This window comes from Ruminococcus turbiniformis (genome assembly GCF_020687545.1).
In the GTDB taxonomy this organism is placed as follows: Bacteria; Bacillota; Clostridia; order Lachnospirales; family Lachnospiraceae; genus Mediterraneibacter; species Mediterraneibacter turbiniformis.
Genome location: NZ_JAJEQX010000014.1, coordinates 61,336 through 81,939 on the forward strand (window position 1 = coordinate 61,336; position 20,604 = coordinate 81,939).

Annotated in this window: 23 protein-coding genes; 2 read left to right on the forward strand and 21 right to left on the reverse strand. The window is 44.4% G+C overall.

Going from position 1 to position 20,604, the window contains the following annotated elements; genetic code table 11:
• Positions 1 to 8: 8 nt before the first annotated feature.
• From LKD70_RS09225 to LKD70_RS09235, 3 genes are all read right to left on the reverse strand, one after another.
• Positions 9 to 692, reverse strand: a complete 684-nt coding sequence (locus LKD70_RS09225) for a hypothetical protein (RefSeq protein ID WP_227707735.1) — start codon at positions 690 to 692, stop codon at positions 9 to 11.
• Positions 689 to 1,204: a signal peptidase I gene (gene lepB, locus LKD70_RS09230; protein WP_227707736.1), complete on the reverse strand. Its 516-nt coding sequence runs from the start codon at positions 1,202 to 1,204 to the stop codon at positions 689 to 691. The genes LKD70_RS09225 and lepB overlap by 4 nt, the downstream gene beginning before the upstream one ends.
• Before the next feature lie 91 nt (positions 1,205 to 1,295).
• On the reverse strand, positions 1,296 to 1,766 hold the full coding sequence (locus LKD70_RS09235; RefSeq protein WP_227707769.1) for a JAB domain-containing protein: 471 nt from the start codon (positions 1,764 to 1,766) through the stop codon (positions 1,296 to 1,298).
• Positions 1,767 to 1,871: 105 nt separating this feature from the next.
• Here LKD70_RS09235 and LKD70_RS09240 point away from each other — a divergent pair, with 105 nt between their 5' ends.
• Positions 1,872 to 2,543: a CHC2 zinc finger domain-containing protein gene (locus tag LKD70_RS09240; protein ID WP_227707737.1), complete on the forward strand. Its 672-nt coding sequence runs from the start codon at positions 1,872 to 1,874 to the stop codon at positions 2,541 to 2,543.
• A gap of 10 nt (positions 2,544 to 2,553) precedes the next feature.
• Here the strand turns inward: LKD70_RS09240 and LKD70_RS09245 are convergent, their stop codons facing one another.
• The 11 genes from LKD70_RS09245 to LKD70_RS09295 form a co-directional block, all read right to left on the reverse strand.
• Positions 2,554 to 2,976: a hypothetical protein gene (locus tag LKD70_RS09245; protein ID WP_227707738.1), complete on the reverse strand. Its 423-nt coding sequence runs from the start codon at positions 2,974 to 2,976 to the stop codon at positions 2,554 to 2,556.
• Positions 2,977 to 3,086: 110 nt separating this feature from the next.
• Positions 3,087 to 3,575 (reverse strand): siphovirus Gp157 family protein, encoded by a 489-nt coding sequence (locus tag LKD70_RS09250; protein WP_227707739.1) that lies wholly within the window; start codon positions 3,573 to 3,575, stop codon positions 3,087 to 3,089.
• Between the two features lie 84 nt (positions 3,576 to 3,659).
• Entirely contained in the window at positions 3,660 to 4,727 is a 1,068-nt protein-coding gene (locus tag LKD70_RS09255) for a beta clamp domain-containing protein (protein ID WP_227707740.1), read from the reverse strand.
• Positions 4,728 to 4,814: 87 nt separating this feature from the next.
• Positions 4,815 to 5,093 (reverse strand): hypothetical protein, encoded by a 279-nt coding sequence (locus LKD70_RS09260; RefSeq protein ID WP_227707741.1) that lies wholly within the window; start codon positions 5,091 to 5,093, stop codon positions 4,815 to 4,817.
• 83 nt (positions 5,094 to 5,176) lie between these two features.
• Entirely contained in the window at positions 5,177 to 6,058 is an 882-nt protein-coding gene (locus LKD70_RS09265; protein WP_227707742.1) for a hypothetical protein, read from the reverse strand.
• Between the two features lie 154 nt (positions 6,059 to 6,212).
• On the reverse strand, positions 6,213 to 6,599 hold the full coding sequence (locus LKD70_RS09270; RefSeq protein ID WP_227707743.1) for a single-stranded DNA-binding protein: 387 nt from the start codon (positions 6,597 to 6,599) through the stop codon (positions 6,213 to 6,215).
• A gap of 57 nt (positions 6,600 to 6,656) precedes the next feature.
• On the reverse strand, positions 6,657 to 6,911 hold the full coding sequence (locus LKD70_RS18770; protein ID WP_407690941.1) for a LexA family protein: 255 nt from the start codon (positions 6,909 to 6,911) through the stop codon (positions 6,657 to 6,659).
• A gap of 18 nt (positions 6,912 to 6,929) precedes the next feature.
• Complete coding sequence (locus LKD70_RS09280) at positions 6,930 to 7,571, reverse strand: hypothetical protein (protein ID WP_227707744.1); 642 nt, start codon at positions 7,569 to 7,571, stop codon at positions 6,930 to 6,932.
• Between the two features lie 498 nt (positions 7,572 to 8,069).
• Positions 8,070 to 8,276: a preprotein translocase subunit SecE gene (secE, locus tag LKD70_RS09285; protein ID WP_227707745.1), complete on the reverse strand. Its 207-nt coding sequence runs from the start codon at positions 8,274 to 8,276 to the stop codon at positions 8,070 to 8,072.
• Complete coding sequence (gene secY, locus LKD70_RS09290) at positions 8,263 to 9,564, reverse strand: preprotein translocase subunit SecY (RefSeq protein ID WP_227707746.1); 1,302 nt, start codon at positions 9,562 to 9,564, stop codon at positions 8,263 to 8,265. The genes secE and secY overlap by 14 nt, the downstream gene beginning before the upstream one ends.
• 76 nt (positions 9,565 to 9,640) lie before the next feature.
• On the reverse strand, positions 9,641 to 9,925 hold the full coding sequence (locus LKD70_RS09295) for a hypothetical protein (RefSeq protein ID WP_227707747.1): 285 nt from the start codon (positions 9,923 to 9,925) through the stop codon (positions 9,641 to 9,643).
• A 163-nt stretch (positions 9,926 to 10,088) separates the two neighbouring features.
• Here LKD70_RS09295 and LKD70_RS09300 point away from each other — a divergent pair, with 163 nt between their 5' ends.
• Entirely contained in the window at positions 10,089 to 10,544 is a 456-nt protein-coding gene (locus LKD70_RS09300) for an ATP-binding protein (RefSeq protein ID WP_227707748.1), read from the forward strand.
• Positions 10,545 to 10,654: 110 nt separating this feature from the next.
• Here LKD70_RS09300 and lexA read toward each other — a convergent pair whose 3' ends face one another.
• The 7 genes from lexA to recD2 all read right to left on the reverse strand — a co-directional run bounded on the left by lexA (position 10,655) and on the right by recD2 (position 20,334).
• Positions 10,655 to 11,263 (reverse strand): transcriptional repressor LexA, encoded by a 609-nt coding sequence (gene lexA, locus LKD70_RS09305; RefSeq protein WP_227707749.1) that lies wholly within the window; start codon positions 11,261 to 11,263, stop codon positions 10,655 to 10,657.
• 133 nt (positions 11,264 to 11,396) lie between these two features.
• The gene (locus LKD70_RS09310; RefSeq protein ID WP_227707750.1) at positions 11,397 to 11,861 is read right to left on the reverse strand and encodes a single-stranded DNA-binding protein; all 465 of its coding nucleotides are present in this window, start codon (positions 11,859 to 11,861) and stop codon (positions 11,397 to 11,399) included.
• A 53-nt stretch (positions 11,862 to 11,914) separates the two neighbouring features.
• Positions 11,915 to 13,726 (reverse strand): ATP-dependent helicase, encoded by a 1,812-nt coding sequence (locus LKD70_RS09315; RefSeq protein ID WP_227707751.1) that lies wholly within the window; start codon positions 13,724 to 13,726, stop codon positions 11,915 to 11,917.
• Between the two features lie 607 nt (positions 13,727 to 14,333).
• Positions 14,334 to 15,527 carry an RNA-guided endonuclease InsQ/TnpB family protein gene (locus tag LKD70_RS09320; protein WP_227707752.1) on the reverse strand — a complete coding sequence of 398 codons (1,194 nt, stop codon included), beginning with the start codon at positions 15,525 to 15,527 and terminating at the stop codon, positions 14,334 to 14,336.
• Positions 15,528 to 15,541: 14 nt separating this feature from the next.
• Positions 15,542 to 15,955, reverse strand: coding sequence for an IS200/IS605 family transposase (gene tnpA, locus LKD70_RS09325; protein WP_227707753.1), 414 nt, complete (start codon positions 15,953 to 15,955; stop codon positions 15,542 to 15,544).
• Positions 15,956 to 16,612: 657 nt separating this feature from the next.
• Positions 16,613 to 17,143, reverse strand: coding sequence for a transposase (locus LKD70_RS09330; protein ID WP_320442598.1), 531 nt, complete (start codon positions 17,141 to 17,143; stop codon positions 16,613 to 16,615).
• A 935-nt stretch (positions 17,144 to 18,078) separates the two neighbouring features.
• Positions 18,079 to 20,334 carry an SF1B family DNA helicase RecD2 gene (gene recD2, locus LKD70_RS09335; protein ID WP_227707755.1) on the reverse strand — a complete coding sequence of 752 codons (2,256 nt, stop codon included), beginning with the start codon at positions 20,332 to 20,334 and terminating at the stop codon, positions 18,079 to 18,081.
• Positions 20,335 to 20,604 lie beyond the last annotated feature (270 nt).

Below are 20,604 nucleotides of genomic sequence, written 5' to 3' on the forward strand. Positions count from 1 at the left end.
GCGCGTCTTCAGATTTCGCTTTTTCTGCGGTCCAAAGCCTTTTCTTTCTCAAATGTGCGGATTGCTTCCTCATTTGCCTTAATATAAGAATGGGAGATATAATTTTCCCACGCAAGTAAATAGGTAACCGCTTCATCTAAGAAGGTGAAAAAATCACCATCCGACAGGTTAATGCTCGCTTTCTTCTCACATACAAATGAACCGCTCTTGATTTTTGTTCCCCCTGTATTCTTGTTGATCTCTTTGATCCCCTTCCCATTTTGGATCGTCACTGTCCATGGATAATTCTTGGTAATTAGCTGGTCTCCCTGTTTGAAAGAGCCCTGGCGGCAAATTTGTATGGATCGGGCAGTTGCATAGCCATCTTTGTCTACAGGCCCGAATATTTTCTGTCCGTTCCCTGAAAACTGATAGTTGTTCCGTTTCAGTATTGCCTCATAATAGAGTTCCTTAAGTTCAGAAGGGGTAATATTTTCCTGTACAAATACGGAAGGCTTCACGCTATAATTCACCACATTGATTCCGATCAGCGAAGCCGGGAGATACTGCCCATTCTTATCTTTTTCGGTACGGGCTTTCCTGTGGAGGAAGGATCCCTTTCCCGCCTGCGGGTATTGCAGCTTATTGATCAGTTCAATGACTGCCTTATTGTTGACATGGCAGCTCATCTGCCTTGGATTTGTGTTTTTCATCGCGGCTCTCCTTTCATACCCAAAAATTTAAAATCGCTGAGTGGGAGGACCTGCACCGCCGCAATAGCCTCCACTTGATTTTTTGCTACATATTTATCATCCCAGTACCTGCTGTCGAGTGAATTTGTCCTGTTATCTCCCAGGACGAAATAGCTGTCATCAGGGACCTGGTATACTCCGTAATCATTGGAAAGGACCATGCAGAAACTGTCATCTAGGTTTTTACCGTCTGCATACACTTCCCCATTTTTAATTTCTATGGTTTCTCCCGGAAGCCCAATCACCCTTTTGATGTAAAGCTGTGAGGGATCATCTGGAAACCGGAAAATGATAATGTCGTACCTCTCGACCTGATCTTTCCCTAGCCGGTTCCCTATCAGAAGGCCATTTGTCTGGATGGTTGGCTCCATGCTTCCTGATGGGATATACGCCCATAACAGGACCAACCGGTTCAACAGAATACACCCCAGCAACAGGAACAGGAAAAATACAGTTTTTGTTTTTTTCAACATGATTCACCTCACATATAGAGTACTCCATACTTTCATTTCCCGTTTTCTGCAGACGAAAAGCAGGCCATTCCTGGTCTGCTTTTCCGTCTGGCTACTCTTGCGGAATAATGAGATTATTCTCTTCAAATGAATAATAACAATCCTTCCCTATGATGATATGGTCACTCAAATTCAGGCCGATCAACTTGGCACTTTTGTAAATCAAAGAAGTGAAATTGCAGTCAGCCATGCTGGGAGTTGGATCACCGGATGGATGATTATGTATGAGCAGCATATTCAATGCCCCGCAAAGCAGCATACGGATCAGGATTTCCCGTGGGCTTGACGCAACATGATCCACTGTCCCTTTGAAGATTTCAAAAACACCTAAAGGTTCGCATTTTGCATTCATGCCGATCATATATATATGTTCTTCTGCCATATGGGATGCGTCGAAAACCTGATTAATGACATTGACGGCAAGCTGCGGGTCAGTAATGCGGTCCTCACAGACATAACTGGTAACCGGGCTCAGGTACTGTTTTTTGTCATCTGTAAGTTTCACCTCATAATTCGATATCATTTTCACAATATAGTTCCTCCTTTTTTATCACCAGTCATAGACAAATATGGAAACACTCATCTTTTTTCATATTTCTACCGAGAATGATGAAAAGGAGGAAGATCCATGGAAAGCGACAAGAATAACATCGCAAGGCTGAAAGAGGAAGCTGATATTTCCACGGTAGTGGATTATCTGGGAATAGAAGTCCACAAGAAGGGGAGCGCATATTTCATCCTTTGTCCATCCCCACAGCATGACGACACCAGGCCAACCAACTGCTACTTTAAAGAGGGGTGGAATAATGTATACTGCAGGGCCTGCGGAAAATCAACAAACGCGGTGGACCTTATTATGTATACGAAAGGCTGCTCCTACGGAGAAGCCGCTGACATCTTATGGGAACTGGAAGGGAAACCTTCCTGGTACTACGTCAGGAGAAGGCGGCGGAAGAAAAAAGAATTTTCACTTTCCAAACAGGAGGCACAGCTAATAGGGGTTCACCTTCCCGGGACGGTTCTTTGTCCATCCAACCTGTCTCCAGTTAAACCTGACCGTCCAATGCGTTCTTATCCCGGATATATCGGGGACGGATACCTTACGTGTAGGGTCGAACATTGCAACTGGCATGATTTTGCTACCGAAAAGCAGCTCCGCGCCATTGCTAAGAATAAAGCACGGGAAAAACGGGAAAGTTTAAGGCATGCCGGGATAATTGCGCACCGTTTGGGGAACCCGGTTTTGGAACAGGTATTTTCTGATATGTGCGGAGAATGTGACAGCATCCTCTCCAGGTAGGAAAGGGCAGCTATATGCTGCTTTTTCCTTTTTTTGATTTTTTTGGAGATGCCGAAAAGGATCCGGATCCGTTTGGGGGTACCCGCTTTTGCCGGGAAGCATTGGCAAGGTGGTCCACTTCCGAAGCCTGCTTCACATTTGCCGGCTCCACAACTTCCACATGCCTGCAGTCCATGTTTTGGAGGGACCGTGAAAATCCAAATTCAGTAAGCCTGAAAACAACATGGTACTTGCAAATCTGCTGGACAGTCGCTTCCACAAATGGCTTCATTGGCATATCAATTAATTCGCCTGGGATTTCCACTCTGTCCCCCACATGGAATCCATGGTTTTTGACATCATCGTATGACATATTGTTTCTGGTATCTTCAAATTCTAACTGCATTATCGTTTTTGTTCCTTTCTTTTTTTCTTTGCTGATTTTGTAAACCATTATACTGCATTCCCAGTTTACTTGTTTTTGGCGTATGGCGAGTACACCCAAACGGATCCGGATCCTTTTCGTAAAGGAAGAACAGGATGCCATAAAGGCACCCTGTCCTGTTACTCAATGACCAACGAGACCCCTTTTTCCAGATAGGCGTAGTCGCATTCTACAATTCCCTGTTTCTGCATATCCTCCTTGATCTGCGAATTGTTGATCTTTGGTGGCTGAGGAGTCAGATACTTTTTCGGCACCATAGCCGCATCCTTGATTTTCAAGGATGCAGGGTTGTTTTTTAAAGAGATTTCATGAAATTCCGTCTTTACTTTCTTTTTTTTCATGGCAAGAATACTGTTTATAAGCGATTCCTTCATATTTTTGGCATCGTCGTCAGCACGTTTTTTCCTTGCCTGGAGACGTTTGATCTCTTTATCGCATTTTTCTGACTCTGCCTCACGTTCCAGAATGAGTACAATGTAGCTTTCTGCTTTCTTGGGAAATTGGTCGTCAATCGCTTTCATTGCATCTTCAACCATTTTTTTGTCGGCCCCGTTTTCCATCATTTCTAATAGCTCCAAATAACTATCAGTCATTTCATATAGAGTCATAACCTTTCTCCTCTCTTTTTATGTATTCATCTAAAAATGGAAAATTTGCCACAAAAAAACAAGGCGCATAAAGCGCCTTGTCTTCTACGCATACCTGCAAGGTAAAATCCCTTCTATAAAAGGCAGCCCATTATCAACTCCACGGATCACTGAGAGCCCGGTCTGCCCGGTAAATACTATGGGAGAGTCTGAGGGTACTGTCTGAAGCGCATTCAAGAGAAATTTTCCATTAAAGCAGATTTTAAGGTCCTCGCCGTCTACTTTGGCCGGCACCCTGCTTTTGGCTTCCCCATACGTCTTTCCTGCATTCCTGACAAGGATTCCATTTTCTCGTGAAATGTCAAGTAAGATCCGCCACTCATCCTTTTTGTTGATCAGGGCCATTGAAAGCTGGATTGCGTTGATTAATTCGTCCAGATCTGTTGAAACAGTGGTTTTTGGATTAATATTGAGGATCTTATCAATGTTGTAATACATGCCCGGGAAAGTTTTCCCCCAGATTGTCACATTCTCAAAGCTGGCGCAGAGTAGGTCACCATCGATCTCCAGATCCACATCATCAGCAACTGTGGCAGTTAACCCCATAAAAGTAGACGGGATCACAGCATCCACTTCCTTCTTGCCTCCATTCTCTGTTTCTCCACGAATAGAAAACCGAAAGCCATCGGTTGTGGTAATGCAGCTCTGCCCCCCTGCAACTACCAGATGATACGAGCTGTTCAGGGAATTCCCTGATCCGGTTTTTGCCGTTGCATGGGCAGTCTCAAGTACCATCCTTGACTGAATCCGGACTTTAACCGGTGAATTCAACTGGGGTAAATCCGGCCACAAAGATAAATCGAATGTCCTCAATTCAACTTTAGAAAAGTTGCCTGACAGAATCAGCTGTTCTTTACTAAGCTCAATCGTAATATCATCGTCCGGGAGCTGCTTTAATACCATCATCAAATTTAAAGCATTCACGGCGCAGGACCATTCTGATTCCTCATAGATGTCACACCATGTCTTAATTGTGATTCCAAACCTGTTAAACCCTGTCATAGAAAGTATTTTATTTTTGGCTTCCAACAAAACGGCACCTTCGATCCCGTCCGTATTCTTGGTTACTTTCCTGACCTTATCAAGGCTTTCAAGTATGCTTGCTTTGTTCATGTAGAATTCCTCCTTTTTTCTTTTAAATCATTAACAATATGAAAAAAGGAAAAAGAAAAAAAGCGGCACTGCCGCTTCCTGTTATCATTACTCCGGATGGTAGGGATGCCGGATCTCTGTATCAAAAGATAGTACCAGGGTACGGTACATTTTTTCTTTGCTGGCATTGATATATGCCGGGTTTTCAGGATGCACTAATTTCATCCTGTACCCTATTTCGTGTTCACTAAGAGAGGTTCGGATCAGGCGATTATCCTTCACGATCGGGTAGGGATGGATACAATCGCCTTCCGCTTTTCCATAGATATAATTATTGTCTGCCCGAATTGTAATCTCGACAGATTTTCCTTTCAGCTCATATGTCACGGTAGTGCCCTCCCTTCGCTTTTTGTATTATAAAATAATTACTTACATCTTGTAAACAAAAAGGTGGGAAAAATTCCCGCCTATTATTTCTTTGCATAGTATTTTCCATAACCGTATACTTTTGTAATCGTTCCTGGTTCTGCATGGTTCAGTTCCGCCTGTATGGAGTCTGCGCCGGTAACGACCGCATCCAGATGCCGCAGGAGCATTGCCTCAGGGATCGCTGTCGCTATGCCCTTGTTACGGCTTACAAGGATATGGCACAAAAGCTTAAAGTCTGCAGAATCCGTCTTTCCGTTTTTGCTTGCCCACTCAAACACCTTGCTGTAAGACGCTAACCCCGATCCCAAAAGGATATCATCAGGCGTTGCAAGGAAACTGGAATCCATGCACAGCGTAGCTCCGATGTAATAAAGGGACGCTGCAGCCGCCGCAAGGTCTTTATCCATGTCGAGTGTTTCTGCGGAGTAATACGCAAGTTTTACAAGTTTTGCCGTTGCTTCAAGGATCCCGCACTGCCGTGCGTATCCGTCTTTTTCAGACAATGGCAGGTACAGGAACCGTTTCTGGTTTTCCATCAGCACGCCGCTTGCTATCTGCATCAGGTCAGGTCGGATGGTTTTAATGATATTTGTCAGCTCCTTCCATGTTTCTCGCATATTAATTTGCGCTTTCGGGAGGAAATTTTCCTTCTTTTCCGAAGACTCCTCAAACGCCATCATCCGGTAGGAGGGGGATTCCTGATATTCTTCCGTCATTACACGGAGCCGGATCACCGCCGGAAGCTCCTGCGTAAACGGCGTTCCCCAATTTAATACACATGCCTCATTTCCGTTATTATCCCGGATAGTAAGCCGCTCATAAGGCGTGCCGTTTCTGGCTGTCATCTTCTTTATATTCTGTACAAGTACATCAATATACTGTTCCTGGCCGATCTTTAATTCACTCAGATTCTTTGCGTCCATCAGACTTCCTCCTTTTCTGAATTTAATTACAGTATATCTGTTTGCGAAGACCACCTTTTTTTGCAGGCAAAATATACATCCTGCTGAGGCGGTCTGTGACAGGAAACCACATAGCCGATATGTGATGAAAAAAGGATGCGTATAGCATCCTTTATCATCCGAACGGAAGAAAGTCAGTTTCTTCCCGGATTACCGTTTCCGGGTTATAGGATGTACGCGGCGGGAAATTTATTTTTTCTACTCTGATGTACATATTAAATTTTCTGCCGTTCTTTGTATCATAGCTTTCTGTCACTGTACAACCAGTGACAATGATTACATCCTTTTCTTCCAGGCGCCTTGCAATTTTCAACCGGCTTTCGTCGCCATACAGGCGCATTGGGATAAAATCGTAATCATATTCGCCCTTCCTGTTTTTATAGTCACGCCTGACACAAAGCGTCCAGCGAGCCTGGAAATCAATCCCTTCCCTATTGTGGACAAATATCGGTTTTTTTAAGACTTTTCCTACATATGTCCCATTATTGTTCGGGTTTGCCATTATTCCTTCCTCCCTACTTTTTATGTTACAGACAGAATTTGGCAAAATACCCGTTTCTTAATTTGGCAACTCACTTTGCTCAGACAACGTCTTCTTTTCTGCCACAGAAGATATACGGAAAGCTCTGGGACATCCGGGGGATTCTGTCTCAAGGGTTCCATCCGCAAACATCTGTTTCAAATAATTGTGGACGGTTGATTTGCTTTTTAACCCGCAGCCTTCCCCTATTTCCTCTATGGACGGCGCATACCCGTGTTTATCCATGTACTTGCCGATAAAGGACAAAATATCCTGTTTCCGTGTCATTGTCATTGTAACCTTTCCCTTCTTTTAGTGATTCCGTTTTCCGAAAAAGACTTCATAGATCTTGGAATCTGCAAATGAAATTACAGCACCATACTGAAGCAGGCTGATAATTCCATTCATCGACACCATCAATTCATAATCGGCAAAATACGGGTCTGTTTTCGTATCAACCTCTTTACCGGTGATTTTATTCCTGATATAAAATGTGGTTTCTCCTGGTTCTGACAGTTCATCATCTTCTAGTTCTCGCCACTCAGAAATAGAATATACCGTTTTAAGTACAGAAATCCCAGTAGTAGAGTCGGCAACCATAAACTGCAGGTCTTTGTAGACCACATCGTAGTACGGCTTGTCTTCCTGTGCTTTCGCAAACTCCTTAGCTGTAACGCCTTTTTCGTTGCATTCTTCAATCATATTAAGGAATTCTCTGTATTGTTCGGAATAACTGTCAATATTGGAGTTAACTGCCTCGAAAGCATTTTCCAGCCGGTCCATTACGTGCAGGATCTTTTTCGCCTGCTCACCATCCTGCATCATAAGATATACCTTCATATCCTGCAGGTCAGAAATACTGGTATTAGTAAAAAGCTCCTCCAGGGCATTAATTCCTTCGCCCACCTTATCGTTATATTCTATTTTTTTTAAATAATCCAATACTGTCATCATTTTCCATCCTTTCTATAAGATTCGGCAGAATACTTTGCAGCCCCCGCTTTCCCTGTATGCTAGTCAGACGGGGATTTGAGGTTTTTGTTTCAGCCGCATAATTTAATATGGGAGAGATGCCCTCCCCCTGATTTTGATCATGCGGCTGATATAATTTCTTTCCTTCCTTCCAAAAGCCGGCCTGACACGGTACCCATTCTTTGACTGGTCCTGTACAATAGCATGTTTACTGTCCCTGACCAATACGCCAATGGGCGTCTGTCCAAACTGGAAACATAACCATTGGAAGATTTTCACGTCCTGCCTGCTGTAATGTGGGATAACCCGTGGCAGGAGCGAAAATCCGTGGAGTCTCAGATATGTACACCTTACTTCGCGCGTTTTGAAATGAAATGTAACGAAATTCCAGACGTGTTTACTATGTAATATTTTCATGCAGTCCAGACAGAGTGTCCCCTGCCTCACCTCTCCTTTCATTATGATTTTGTGCGCTGTTTCTTATAATTGCCCAAGCAGGAAGGAAATCCCCTCTGTAACTGATGCACCGATCGACGAGAACAGGATTCCAAAGATCAGCGCCATTATAAGGACAAATATTGTGTCCTTAAATAATTTTTTCCGGCCTGGAAATGAAATTTGTTTGTACTCGCTGACAAGTATTTTCAACATTTGAACCGGGTTCCTGCTTTTTTTATTTTTTCCCATGGAAAATGCCTCCCTTCCTTACTGCATCCATATAGACCCCACCCCGGACGCTGGTTTCAATCTGTTTGCGTGTGTCTAGGGTGACCCCTGTGACAATGATAATAGATGTACCCAAAAACGAGATGGAGCCGATGTTAAATATCCCGCTTATGATAAGGGGGATTAGGGCGATTATACATAGCGCGCCTGCTCCGATCGTTACGGTCCAGCGCATCTGGTTTCTTAAATATTGTTGTGTTGCTGTCCCTGGCCGGATTCCCGGAATAGATGCCCCTGTTTTTTTCAGGTTATCCGCGATCTCCATTGGGTTAAATACAATCCCGGCATAAAAGATGGAAAACGCGAATATCAGGATAATATAAAGCGCTGCCCCAATTGATTTTTCGGGATCAGACGGATCGAACCATTCCGTTGTATTTAACAGCTGCACCAGCCAGTTATCAACACCAAAACTCTGCGCGATCATAACCGGGAGTGACAGGACGGTAGATGCAAAGATCACAGGGATAACACTCCCCGGGCATAATTTCAGCGGGATTTCTGAGCGCATTGGCCCTGATGCAGCAAGTTTTCCTGAGTGTACTACAGGGATGGATTTCTGCCCTTCCTGGACAGCAATTGCAAACGAGAAAAGCAGGAAAATGAAAACTGCGATCCCAATTCCAATGCTTACCATCACAGGGATCTTTCTCCCCGAAAGGAACACTTCATAGATTGTAGCGAACCCTGACGGGTAGGAGCTTAATATCCCCATGGTAAGGATCAGCGAAATACCATTTCCGACGAACTTGTCCTTGATGCACTTCCCGGCCAGTGACGTGATGAATGTACAGAGTGCCCATACGGAAGCAGCGCAAAGCACCCAGTACCATTTATAATCCATCAAAAGCCCTCCCCTTCCGTAGGAAACTGCAAGTAAAATTCCCTGGAAAAGTGAAAGGACTGTACCAGAGATAATTGTGGCCCATTCAATGATGTCTTGCTCCCTTTTTCCTCTTTTCTGGTATTCTTTCAGAGACGGGAATGCGAGCGCCATCAACTGGATAATAATAGAGGCCGTAATATACGGTGTAATCCCAAGGGCTCCTACCGTCATCTGGGACAGGCTGTTACCTGTGATCATATTCAAAAACTGTAAAGCTCCATTGTCACCGACTGTGAAAAACCCGGGGTTGACACCTGGGGTCGGGATCGACATGACCACCTGGCATAGTGCCAGGATCAGAAGTGTCATCAATATCTTTTTCCGGTATTCCCGGTCTTTGAATGCTGCTTTTAAGATCTGCATGTTGTTTTACAGGAGCATTGCTCCTGCGCCTCCTTCCTTTGGTTATATTTGTAATGAACGTTCTTTTCTTCCCCGCTCAAAAATAGATGGACATCCGCTGCGTTACAATACACTGGTCTTCCGCAGCCGGAGGGAGCCAGCCCTGGATCTGACCATTGCCCTGGCATGGGACACGGATTTTTTCAGTTTGCTCACGTTTCCAGCCAATTTGTTCAAGGTAATTTATCACATCAGGCTTATCGAGCGGGATACGGACTGTAGCGCTAACAATACGGCCATCAATGATATCGTATCGGTAGAAATCTCCTGCCATATGTACTGGACGGATGATATCTTCAATTGTTTCGTAATTTTCTAACATGGTGCTCCTCTCTTTCTAATCTTTTCTTTATAGTTTTAAAGAATATGGGTAATTGAATCTGACACATCCCTTTATTCATAACATTTTGAGAAATCCTATACATTTTGAGGACATACCATATTTATATATACCCAAGTCAGAGTCAGGAAAAGGAGGGGCGAATATGCCAAAAGCGATTATTTTGGTCGGAATCCCGGGAGCTGGGAAAACGACATATGCAAAGAAATATTTCTCGGATGCTGTATACATCGGATCAGACGCAATCCGTAAAGAGTGGTATGGGAAAGAAAGTTGCATGGGAAATCATCGGAAAGTACATGCTGAGATGCACCGGAGATGTAAAGAAACATTGGCGTCGGGTAAAGATATTGTGATCGACAGCATGAATATCAGAGCTCATTCCAGAGCCAAGTTAATCCATGTCATGAAAAGTGCTGGAGCTTCTGTCCAGATCACAGCTGTTTTTATTAATACGCCGTTGCACATTGCGCTTATGAATAATCGAAGGCGGGAGCGCCATGTCCCGCCCATTGGGATTGTGCTCCTGCATGTACTGCTTAAGCCGCCAAAGCAGCATGAGGGATTTGATTCTGTGTTATGCATTTCTCCAAATCCATAAATAATGGGATACAGAACAGAGTGGAAATTTCCCTCTCCGTTTTGTATCCCGAAGAATTATTCTTTTAAGAAATTCGGGCGAGAATTCTCGGTTACTTGTATCCGAGTAGTTTACGGGAATACCTTCATTGCAGCAATCACACGGCCTAAAATATGGACATTTTTGACATATACAGGTTCCATACTGTCATTTTCAGGCTGCAAACGATAGTACCCGTCTGCTTCTACGAAGAATCGCTTTACAGTAGCTTCATCTCCGAGTAGGATGACAGCGATATCGCCGTTATCCACCGAGGAATCGCTGTCTACCAAGATAAGGTCACCATTACAAATGCCTGCGTTAATCATACTGTCGCCTTTGACCCTTAAGAAATAAGTACTGGAATTGACATATTTTTGGGGAGCCAGGAAGTAATCATCTATGTATTGGTCTGCAAGGATCGGTTTGCCGGCAGCAACTCTCCCAATCACCGGTATCGGTTCCGCTCGGTACGAAGCGTCCACGCTATCTATCACTTCAATCGCCCGTGGGCTCGTTGGGCTCCTGCGGATCAATCCATTTTCTTCCAACCGTGCCAGATATTTAGAAACGGAGGCTGTAGATTTCAAGCCGACAGCATCGCATATTTCCCGTACTGTTGGAGGATATCCCCGTTCGCTTGTCTGAGCCTTAATGTATTCATAGATTTCTTGTTGTTTTTCATCACCTTTCTGTGGCATATGTCATACCTCCTTCCCACATTCTGATTTTCCTACGGTCCGTTAATGCGAGATTTAGCCCTTGCAATATTATATCACAACTATCGTTTTCCAGAAACAAAAAGAGAGGCAAGCCTCTCTTTTCATTTTCCACTTAATTAAATGGCAATTCTTCGTCAATGCCATCCGGAATGTTCATAAATCCGTCGTCATTTGAATTGGTAGACGGCGTAGCCGGTGCTGCCTGATTGTTGTTCGATTTCTGCCCCTTGCCGGATGCACGCGAAGCTTCACTCTCAGCCCTGCTTTCCGAAATCTCATTTTCTTCTACGATCACTTCAGTTGTGTATACTTTTACACCATCCCTGTTCGTGTAGCTTCCGGTCTGGATGCGCCCGGAAACGGATACGCGCATTCCCTGGCGGAAATATTTTTCTACAAACTCTGCAGTCCTCCCAAATGCAACACACGGGATAAAGTCCGCTGCCGGTTCGCCTTCTCTCTTGAACCTGCGGTCCACAGCAACTGTATACCGCCCGATTGCCGTAGAATTTTCTCCCTGGGAATATCTGATTTCAGGATCCCTTGTTAACCTTCCTACTAAAATTGCCTTGTTCATTAAATGTTCCTCCTTTTATAATGATTACATTACCAATATGGATAAACAGAGAGTTATTGTTTCATTTCCAGCAGGTACGGAGATGGCACAATTTGTCCCTTTCCTGTACTTTTATATCCGAAGAGACTCAGATAGTCTTTTGCCCGCGTAACCGCCACATAAAACAGCCGCCTCTCCTCCTCTAACTCATCTGGTGATTCTGCACGCTTAAATGGGGCAAATCCAGTTACGCAATCGACAATGAAAACATATTTCCACTCTAAACCTTTTGACTTATGCATCGTAGACAAAACGACCCCATCTGTGACAGAAGACGCATCTTTCAACGCCTTTTCATAATTCCTTACATATTGATCCCATTTGTTCCAATCGTTTCCAGCTTTTATAAGATCCTTTGTATACTGCCTCCAAATTTCATGCAATGTATCTGCATCTTCGTTTCTGTATCGTGCGTAATCATCAATATACTTTTTGTAGTTTGCACGATTATAAAGGTAATCAATTGCTGCAGCAGGGTCCCGTTTGGCAAACTCTCTGACAGCGAAATAAAACTCATATATTTGGTCTGCCTGCTTTTCCTTTTTCCACTCGTCTATCCTTAATTTATTTGCTCTGTCAAGCATATACGTTAAATCCAACCCATTTGTCAGGACTTCTTTACTGATCCATCTCTGGGGATGGTTTGCTGCCTGTGCTACAATGTATGGTTTTGCGTTGCCTTCTGCAATCTTCCTATATGCCTGGATATCTCGATACATCCAATGATCATATCTACTTTTGATCGGTTCAGTACAAAAAAAGGGGATTTTCTCTTCTACAAAAAGCGCCGCAAAGGCTTCGGACTGGCGGTTTGTTCGATATAGGATCGCTATATCCTTTTCTCCAGCATGTAAGAGTTCTTTAATTTTCTGTACAACAAGTATATTTTGTGTGTTCCGTGACCTTGTAATATATGATACAACTTTTCCCCGGCCTGTTCGGGTTGCACGAAACTCCTTATCAAATCTAGTTTTGTTATGACTGATTAAATGGTCAGCGGCATGGATTATTTCCTTACAGGAACGGTAATTTGTACCCATACGCACAATTTTGCAATCAGGATAATGTTCCTGGAACCCAAGCATTATTTCAGGCCTTGCCCCCCGGAAAGCATAGATTGACTGGTCATCATCTCCAACTACTGCGAGGTTGCCATTATCCCCGGCCAGTTTGTAGATAATGTCGCGTTGGATATAGTTTGTATCCTGATATTCGTCTACTTGAATATACTGGTACTGTTCTTTTAACCATGATAGGCACTCTCCATCTAACGAGGAATATGCGATATCAAGCATATCGTCATAATCTATTTTTCTGTTTGCCTTTTTAAACGACTCGTAACCCCAGTACAGTTTTAAAAATAATCCTCTGTCATCACAGCAATTCATCTTATAGTTTCCTTCAGGAATCCGGTTATTTTTCATAACTGAAATGTCATTTAAAAGGGCGGATATAAACTCCTGTTTGTCATTTATCTGTGTCTCATTTTTCAACAGATCGTAAAAAAAGCTCCATGTTTCCGCCGGCGTAAGAAGGTCATCCCTGGCAAATCCCTTAAATTTGCGGATGATTGCAAAACATAAGGCATGGATTGTACTAAAGGTTATCCCCTCCTGGTTTCCGTAGTTCGCAGCATATCTGGTACGCATCTCTCCTGCAGCCGCTGCCGTAAACGTTATCATCAATATATTTTGGATTCCTGACTCCACCATATGGTTTATCCGCCGTAAAAGCGTGGTTGTTTTTCCGCTCCCCGGGCACGCAATAACCAGAATTTGACCATTTATAGTGTTAATTACTTCTTCCTGTGCTTCATTTTTCTGCATTTTCTTTCCCTCCTGTTTCGAGGAATATGGTTAACTTGCAATATCATAATACCGTTTTTTTTAAGCAATAACTTTTTGCTGATACTTCTTATCAGGCTATCATCGGACTCATTTGGTTACTCTGACCCAACTTAAACATATCCGACAGGGCAGCGGTCTGTTGCGTCAACCGAAGGTGTCATGACCCGTCTATCGTAGCACTCATTTCTGAGTCCTTAGTCTGGTGAACCATTTAACAGAAGCCACTGACCTTTACGGTCTGTGGTAGTTCACTGCATTAAATTATGGAATTATAAGGCAATAATGGCTGCATATCAGCAATTTTTTCGTTGAGATGCAGCCACATTGTTCTGTATATCTAAGATATTCAGAATTTTGAATAAGAGAGCCTAATTGAGAACGGAAACTTCACATTTCTACGGTGAACTACTCGGATACAAGTAACCGAGCTTCCGATACCTTCGCTGGCGGAGCCAGCGTCGAAATCTTCTTTTATTCCTGCTTGACCGGGTGACATATTATGGCATGACTGTAACCACGCACCCCGTAGTTCAACAGGCTAACCCCGGTGTCCCACCGGTTTTTTGCCGATATGAGGCTTTTTTATCTATGCGGATAGGGAATCTAAATAAACCCGCATTCCTTCATTCCGAATATTGATGGCTGCCTGATGATCACGCCCCATTACGTTTCCACATTCCGGGCAGATATATTGGCGTTCAGAGAGTTTCAGCTCCTTGTATACATGGCCGCATACACTGCACTTCTTACTGGATGGGAACCATTTATCAATACGGATAATGACGCATCCATACCAACCGGCTTTATAATCCAGCATATCCGTAAACATTCCCCAGCCATTATCGCTGACGGATTTCCCGAATGACAGGGCTTTCTTGATTGCCGATAGATCCAGATCCTCGATGCAGACCAGGTCGTAGTCCGTTACCAGACGATAGGACAGTTTGTGTAAAAAATCCGCCCGCTGATGCTTGGCTTTCGCATGCAGCTTTGCGATCTTTACCAACTGCTTCTGATAATTATTGGAATCCTTTTCCATGCGCGAAAGGTGTCTCTGTTCCCGGGCAATCCGTTTCTCGATATTCCGGTAAGGCTTCGGGTAGGATGGGATGTCCCCGTTGGAGTCAACATACAGTTCAGGCAGGGACATATCAAGCCCAATTGCCTGAAGTTGCCCTTCTGTCTTGTGTGCCGCCTTTTTCCCAACCGATTTTTTTGGGTACTCAAACACCAGGGAAAAGTACCATTTCCCATTTGGCTCATGCGTTACGGTGCAGCTTTTCAGCAGCCCACCGGCTTTGATCTTACGGTGTACACGGAGTTTAACCGGTTCTTTCACTTTTGGGAGCTTCAGCATACAGCCTTCCAGATAAAGGTTCTTCTTTTTTGCATTTGAAAGGTTTGTTGTATAGGAATCCCTGCATGCATGTTTTTTCTTGAAATGCGGATATCCTTTCTTACCCAAAAGGAAATCATTTACAGCACTGGTGAACCTCAGCTGCACATTACAAAGGCATAAAGAATCCATGTCCCGAAGCCACTTGAGGCCGGGTTCCTTCTTGTATTCGGCTGGCGTTTTGATCGGATCAGACTGACCTTTTTCTTCATAGCTTGATTTCCATTCGCCCAGCATCCGGTTCCACAGAAACCGTGCGGCCCCAATGTACTGCCGCAGCAGACATTCCTGTTCCGTGTCAGGAAATCCTTCAAACCGGTATGCCACCTGTTCTACGGCGTCTGCTTTCTCTTTTCCCCTTTGTCCGGGAAACCTTTTTGGCATATGGAACATCCCCTTTATAATTGGCAGTATTTTGGGCGTTCAATATACCGCATAATGTTTTCTTCCGACGTTGAGCCGATTGTCTCACAAAAATAGGACCCATTCCAAAGCTGCCCTTTCCACAGGTGATTCCTGATCTCCGGGTACTCTTTTAGGAGTGTGTTGCCGCTGATCCCTTTCAGGTACTTTACGATCTGTGTAACCGAAAGCTTTGGCGGGGCTGATACAAAACAATGCACATGGTCATTGTCACCGACTTTACACTTCACGACAGTAAACCCTTTATCGGCGGCGATGGCATGTGTCAGCTCCTGCAGCCTGCTGCTGATCGTTGGAGTAAGCACTTTTCTACGGTATTTGACACACCATACAATATGGTAATTGATGTTATATACGCAAGTTCTTGCGTGGGTATATTTATTCTCCATACAGATTGTATAGCATATTTTGTATCTGTATACACTATAAATCTAAGATATATTTGTTACATATAGTAGATGTTGATACAAAAAACGGGCTTTCATCTCGGATACAAGTAACCGAGAATTCTCGCCCGAATTTCTTAAAAAGGTTACGAAGCAGGTTCACAATGTCATCACTGTCTGCATTTAAGAAGGCCGCTTCGTTGATATTGGAAAGAGTTTCGAGTTCTCCGTTGTCATCATAGTTGTAAGCAATGGTGTAGACCGGGATCTGCAATCCTTTTTGCTCGATTAGATAGTCTTGCCAATACAGTATCCGACAAGATATCCAACTCCCATTCCCATAAAGATAAAAATAACGTCAATAAATGTTCTGATCATATTTTCTCCTCTTGATTTTTTATACCCGTTTCCCTATTAGAAAGGGAAACGGGAAGGCGTAGTCAACTACCCCGACCCGTAAAGGGATCGGGGCTTGCTAAAGGCTCCCTGCCCTAAACAGTTTCCTGGATTTGTGTCTCGCCCATCTGGTCCTAACGTAAGTCTCCCAGACTGCGCTTTTGCATGCGTTCCCCGGTACAGGGGACTGCGGACACATCGCCGGGTGGTTGACAGCACCCGTTTTTTTGGTTCCCCCAGGACAAGCCTGGCAGGAAAATGTTTTTAATTCGTTTTCCGTGGCCCAAACCGGGGATTTGTGTCACCGGAAATATACAGTGTCCCAAGAACCTGTATATTCATTGCGCCTACGCGGTCGTCGTTGGAACGGTAGCCGTAGCAGTCACAGGCATATTCATGCTGCATATGGCGGCGGTTCTCCTTCCGGATCCGTCCGCATTTCGGGCATCTCTGGGAAGTATAGGCTGCATCGAACTTCATGACTTCAGAGCCGGCGGCATGTGCTTTGTAAGTGAGATGCTGCTCCAGCTGGAAGAAGGACCAGGTCTTCAGGTCCTTGCGCCCTTTGGTGTTCCGTTTGGAAAGAGTCTCTTCCGCAAAGCTGACGCCGGTCAGGTCTTCCAGGGCAAACAGTGTGCCTTCCCCGTATTGTTTGACGAGTGTCTTTGATATCTGATGATTGACATCAGACATCCAGCGGTTCTCTCGCCCGGAAATACGCCGGAGCGCACGTTTTGCCGATTTCGTACCTTTTTGAATACTATCCACTTTTTGATTCCATAAACCACCTTTCACTGTACTCAGGAATCACTCGTGTCCCAAATTATACACGTTACCTCAGATAATATGTTTTTAAGGTGCTTCTCTGCTTTTACGTCCACCTTTGGTTAATCAATATCGCCCATTCGGACATCCTGTGCGACCACGTACCGGATTTCAATATTGATTTTTTGCCTTACTCCGCACCCAGGATACAGTGTCGCTAAAATAATCGGCACTGGCGGAGACAGGCTTATGCTACCTATACGCTCTAGCAAGCGGGTTTTACCGTCTTTTCCTTGACATGACTGTTCCTCTGGCTTGCTATCTTGCATTAATATGGTACAACTTTGACGGATACCATCAATAAGTTTCCCCTTATAAATACTCTGCCGGATGGCAGGTTGTGCGTACTTTGCTGTACTGTTGCCATACAGCTGTTCCGTCTTAAACTCGACAATGATAAACGGGCTTGTCATGGAGATATCACAGGGTTTTGGTTACTCTGACCCAACTTAAACATATCCGACAGGGCAGCGGTCTGTTGCGTCAACCGAAGGTGTCATGACCCGTCTATCGTAGTCCTCATTTCTGAGTTCTTAGTCTGGTGAACCATTTAACAGAAGCCACTGACCTTTACGGTCTGTGGTAGTTCACAAGAGTACTCCGCGCAACTTGCACCGATACGATGGCTCTGTGTATAAAGCCAAGTGCTTTCAATTGATAAAATAATAATATTTTCCTTTTGCCGGAATATTTTGCAGAAGTGGTTGTTCGTAAATATATGGCTGTCTCCTGCCAGATCCGCAAAGAGACCATCCAGGCTATGGTAAAAAGCATGTTTGAGATCCGTACAGCCAAGCCTGGAGGAGTAGATACGAAAAGGATCCGGATCCGTTTCGTAGGGATCTGTGGCATTCCGACATGGGTAATCACACAGGGCAACTTGATCCCGCTTCTTAAACATCTGGTCATCTTGCGGCTATTTCTTTAAGTTCATCCTGAAGTCCCGTATATCTTGCCCCTTTCCGGAAATTTTTGGCAATCTTCTGAAACCTTTGCGCAGTGCCGACAATCACAATACACTTTTTTGCCCTCGTAATCCCTGTGTACAGCAGGTTCATTGTAGTAATATCAGGGATATAGTCGTATAACGGCATGACCACTACTGGGTACTCCGAGCCCTGGCTTTTGTGTACTGTAAGGGCATATGCCAAATTTAACTGGGATAATCCTTCAAACTCATAACGTGCTTTGCATCCATCGTCGAATAGCACATCTACATATTCCTGTTCCTTGTCAATGCTTAATATCTTTCCGGTATCCCCATTAAAGATACCTGTTTCTACTTTTCCATTTGGAAGTGTCTTTTTCATTATATAGTTATTTTTGATATGGATTACCCTGTCCCCTTCGCGAAATCCTTTTACGTCCTCTTTGCCGGGATTTAATCTTTCCTGCAGGAGTAGATTCATGTTTGTGCTGCCAACCTCCCGTACCTTCAGTGGCGTAAGCACCTGGATCTCCTTTTCCCCTGTAAAAGCAGGAAGACTGTCGGCAACATAATGCAGGACTGTTTCCTTGATCTCCTCTGCCGTGTCGCAGTTTTTAAAGAAAAAATCCCTGTTCGAAAGTGTAATGGATCCACCAGTCAGAATGCTGTGTGCATTCCTGATAATGTCGCTGCCCGCCGCCTGGCGGTATATTTTTGTCAGTTCGACTACAGGGCAGATTTTGGAGGCGATTAGATCGGCAAGGACATTCCCGGCACCAACACTCGGCAGCTGGTTCCTGTCTCCCACCAGTATGAGCCTTGCATCCGGAGGAATGGCAAGTAGGAGGGAATATGCAAGAGACAGGTCCAGCATGGATGTTTCATCTATGATTACGACATCTGCTTCAAGGGGATTGTATTCGTTGTGTGAGAATCCTTGAGTACCTGGCTCAATGCCAAGCATCCTGTGTATAGTAGATGCCGGCATCCCGGTTGCTTCCGTCATCCGCTTCGCTGCCTTGCCGGTCGGCGCTGCCAGGAGCACTGTCTTTTTACTTTTGATGAAATACTGGATGATCATATTGGTGGTAGTGGTCTTCCCGACTCCTGGGCCGCCGGTAAGGACCATCAGGCCGGATTCCGCCGCAGTCCTAACCGCCCCCATCTGGACTTCATCAAGGTTCCCGTTAAGGCTGCGGATTACCGCCTCCGCATCATCGGCAGGGGTCTTTCTTGACAGTTCGGCAAACATTTTTGCACAGTTTACTTCTTTTGCGTAGATTGCTGCTTTGTAAATATATTCAGTATCCCCGCGTAAAACAGATGTTATAATTCCGGACCCGTTCATTGTGTCCAGTACCTTCTCCACACGTTCCGAGCCCAGGAGCTTCTCTGCATTATTTAAAAGCTGTCCCTTCGGGCAGCAGACACTTCCTGATAACATAATCTGATCCAACAGGAACAGGATGCCGCTTCGTATCCGGCGTGCAGAGTCTTTTGGCATATCCATTTCCATTGCGATTTTATCGGCTGTTTTAAAGGATACCCCATCAATGTCCTCAATCATCTGGTATGGGTTGGTCTGCAAAACATGGAAAGTATCTTCCTTGTATTTCTTCCAGATTTTTGCCCCGAGGGATGGCCCGATACCATACTTCGTAAGCTTCAGCATCGCTTCCTGCATGACAGTACGTTCCTTCACCCTGTTCCCAATTAATTCTGCAAGCCTTTTCCCTATGCCAGGGATCTCTGTTAGCCGTTCCGGAGTATGCTCCATAACCTGAATTGCATCTGCTCCAAACTTTTTAACGATGCTTTTTGCACGCACCTTCCCAATCCCCTTTATAATACCGCGCCCAAGGTATTCTTCCAGGAGCTTTACGTTATCCGGAAAATCAGACTCATAAAAGTCTAGCTTGAATTGTTTGCCGTATTTTGGATGGTTCGTATAAATCCCATGGAGAGTAAAGCGTTCTTTCTCATCAACCCTGAGGAAAGTGCCAACTACTGTAATCGGAAGTTCCTCGTGGTCTGGCTCGAAAGATAGAATTGTATATCCGTTTTCTTCGTTCCGAAAGCGGATCTTATCAACTGTGCCTGTTATCTGTTCCATGGTATCTGGCAGGAACTCCCCCGCCTTTCCTCCTTTCTGAATGGCGCTAATACAAATAAGCCGTAGAGATCCATCAGCCAGGTCTGCCGGATTATCCCTGTTAGCCCTCCTGAACTGCATACTATAGGTTTCGCTTACAAATTAACATATTCTCTGTTCTCTCGTTTTTTTTCAGGTGCAAGCCTACCGCGCCTTTGCCCAATCTAGTAGCGGCCACGATATGTCCATATAATATGGGAGAGGCGTGGAAAAAGAAAGGTATTCTGGCTTTGTGCCGCCAGCATGGCATTTTTCATTCCATTGCGAAGATGTGCAATTATTATGATAAAAAGCCCGATCATTCGGAAAGGAACATTTGTGTCATAAATGCAAAGGACTGCTTTTCACAGC

Excerpts from the sequence above, each read along its gene's own strand:
- LKD70_RS09225 (WP_227707735.1), bottom strand. The coding sequence starts at position 692 with ATGAAAAACACAAATCCAAGGCAGATGAGCTGCCATGTCAACAATAAG.
- lepB (WP_227707736.1), bottom strand. The coding sequence starts at position 1,204 with ATGTTGAAAAAAACAAAAACTGTATTTTTCCTGTTCCTGTTGCTGGGG.
- LKD70_RS09235 (WP_227707769.1), bottom strand. The coding sequence starts at position 1,766 with ATGATATCGAATTATGAGGTGAAACTTACAGATGACAAAAAACAGTAC.
- LKD70_RS09240 (WP_227707737.1), top strand. The coding sequence starts at position 1,872 with ATGGAAAGCGACAAGAATAACATCGCAAGGCTGAAAGAGGAAGCTGAT.
- LKD70_RS09245 (WP_227707738.1), bottom strand. The coding sequence starts at position 2,976 with ATGGTTTACAAAATCAGCAAAGAAAAAAAGAAAGGAACAAAAACGATA.
- LKD70_RS09250 (WP_227707739.1), bottom strand. The coding sequence starts at position 3,575 with ATGACTCTATATGAAATGACTGATAGTTATTTGGAGCTATTAGAAATG.
- LKD70_RS09255 (WP_227707740.1), bottom strand. The coding sequence starts at position 4,727 with ATGAACAAAGCAAGCATACTTGAAAGCCTTGATAAGGTCAGGAAAGTA.
- LKD70_RS09265 (WP_227707742.1), bottom strand. The coding sequence starts at position 6,058 with ATGGACGCAAAGAATCTGAGTGAATTAAAGATCGGCCAGGAACAGTAT.
- LKD70_RS09270 (WP_227707743.1), bottom strand. The coding sequence starts at position 6,599 with ATGGCAAACCCGAACAATAATGGGACATATGTAGGAAAAGTCTTAAAA.
- LKD70_RS18770 (WP_407690941.1), bottom strand. The coding sequence starts at position 6,911 with ATGACAATGACACGGAAACAGGATATTTTGTCCTTTATCGGCAAGTAC.
- LKD70_RS09280 (WP_227707744.1), bottom strand. The coding sequence starts at position 7,571 with ATGATGACAGTATTGGATTATTTAAAAAAAATAGAATATAACGATAAG.
- secE (WP_227707745.1), bottom strand. The coding sequence starts at position 8,276 with ATGGGAAAAAATAAAAAAAGCAGGAACCCGGTTCAAATGTTGAAAATA.
- secY (WP_227707746.1), bottom strand. The coding sequence starts at position 9,564 with ATGCAGATCTTAAAAGCAGCATTCAAAGACCGGGAATACCGGAAAAAG.
- LKD70_RS09295 (WP_227707747.1), bottom strand. The coding sequence starts at position 9,925 with ATGTTAGAAAATTACGAAACAATTGAAGATATCATCCGTCCAGTACAT.
- LKD70_RS09300 (WP_227707748.1), top strand. The coding sequence starts at position 10,089 with ATGCCAAAAGCGATTATTTTGGTCGGAATCCCGGGAGCTGGGAAAACG.
- lexA (WP_227707749.1), bottom strand. The coding sequence starts at position 11,263 with ATGCCACAGAAAGGTGATGAAAAACAACAAGAAATCTATGAATACATT.
- LKD70_RS09310 (WP_227707750.1), bottom strand. The coding sequence starts at position 11,861 with ATGAACAAGGCAATTTTAGTAGGAAGGTTAACAAGGGATCCTGAAATC.
- LKD70_RS09315 (WP_227707751.1), bottom strand. The coding sequence starts at position 13,726 with ATGCAGAAAAATGAAGCACAGGAAGAAGTAATTAACACTATAAATGGT.
- LKD70_RS09320 (WP_227707752.1), bottom strand. The coding sequence starts at position 15,527 with ATGCCAAAAAGGTTTCCCGGACAAAGGGGAAAAGAGAAAGCAGACGCC.
- tnpA (WP_227707753.1), bottom strand. The coding sequence starts at position 15,955 with ATGGAGAATAAATATACCCACGCAAGAACTTGCGTATATAACATCAAT.
- recD2 (WP_227707755.1), bottom strand. The coding sequence starts at position 20,334 with ATGCAGTTCAGGAGGGCTAACAGGGATAATCCGGCAGACCTGGCTGAT.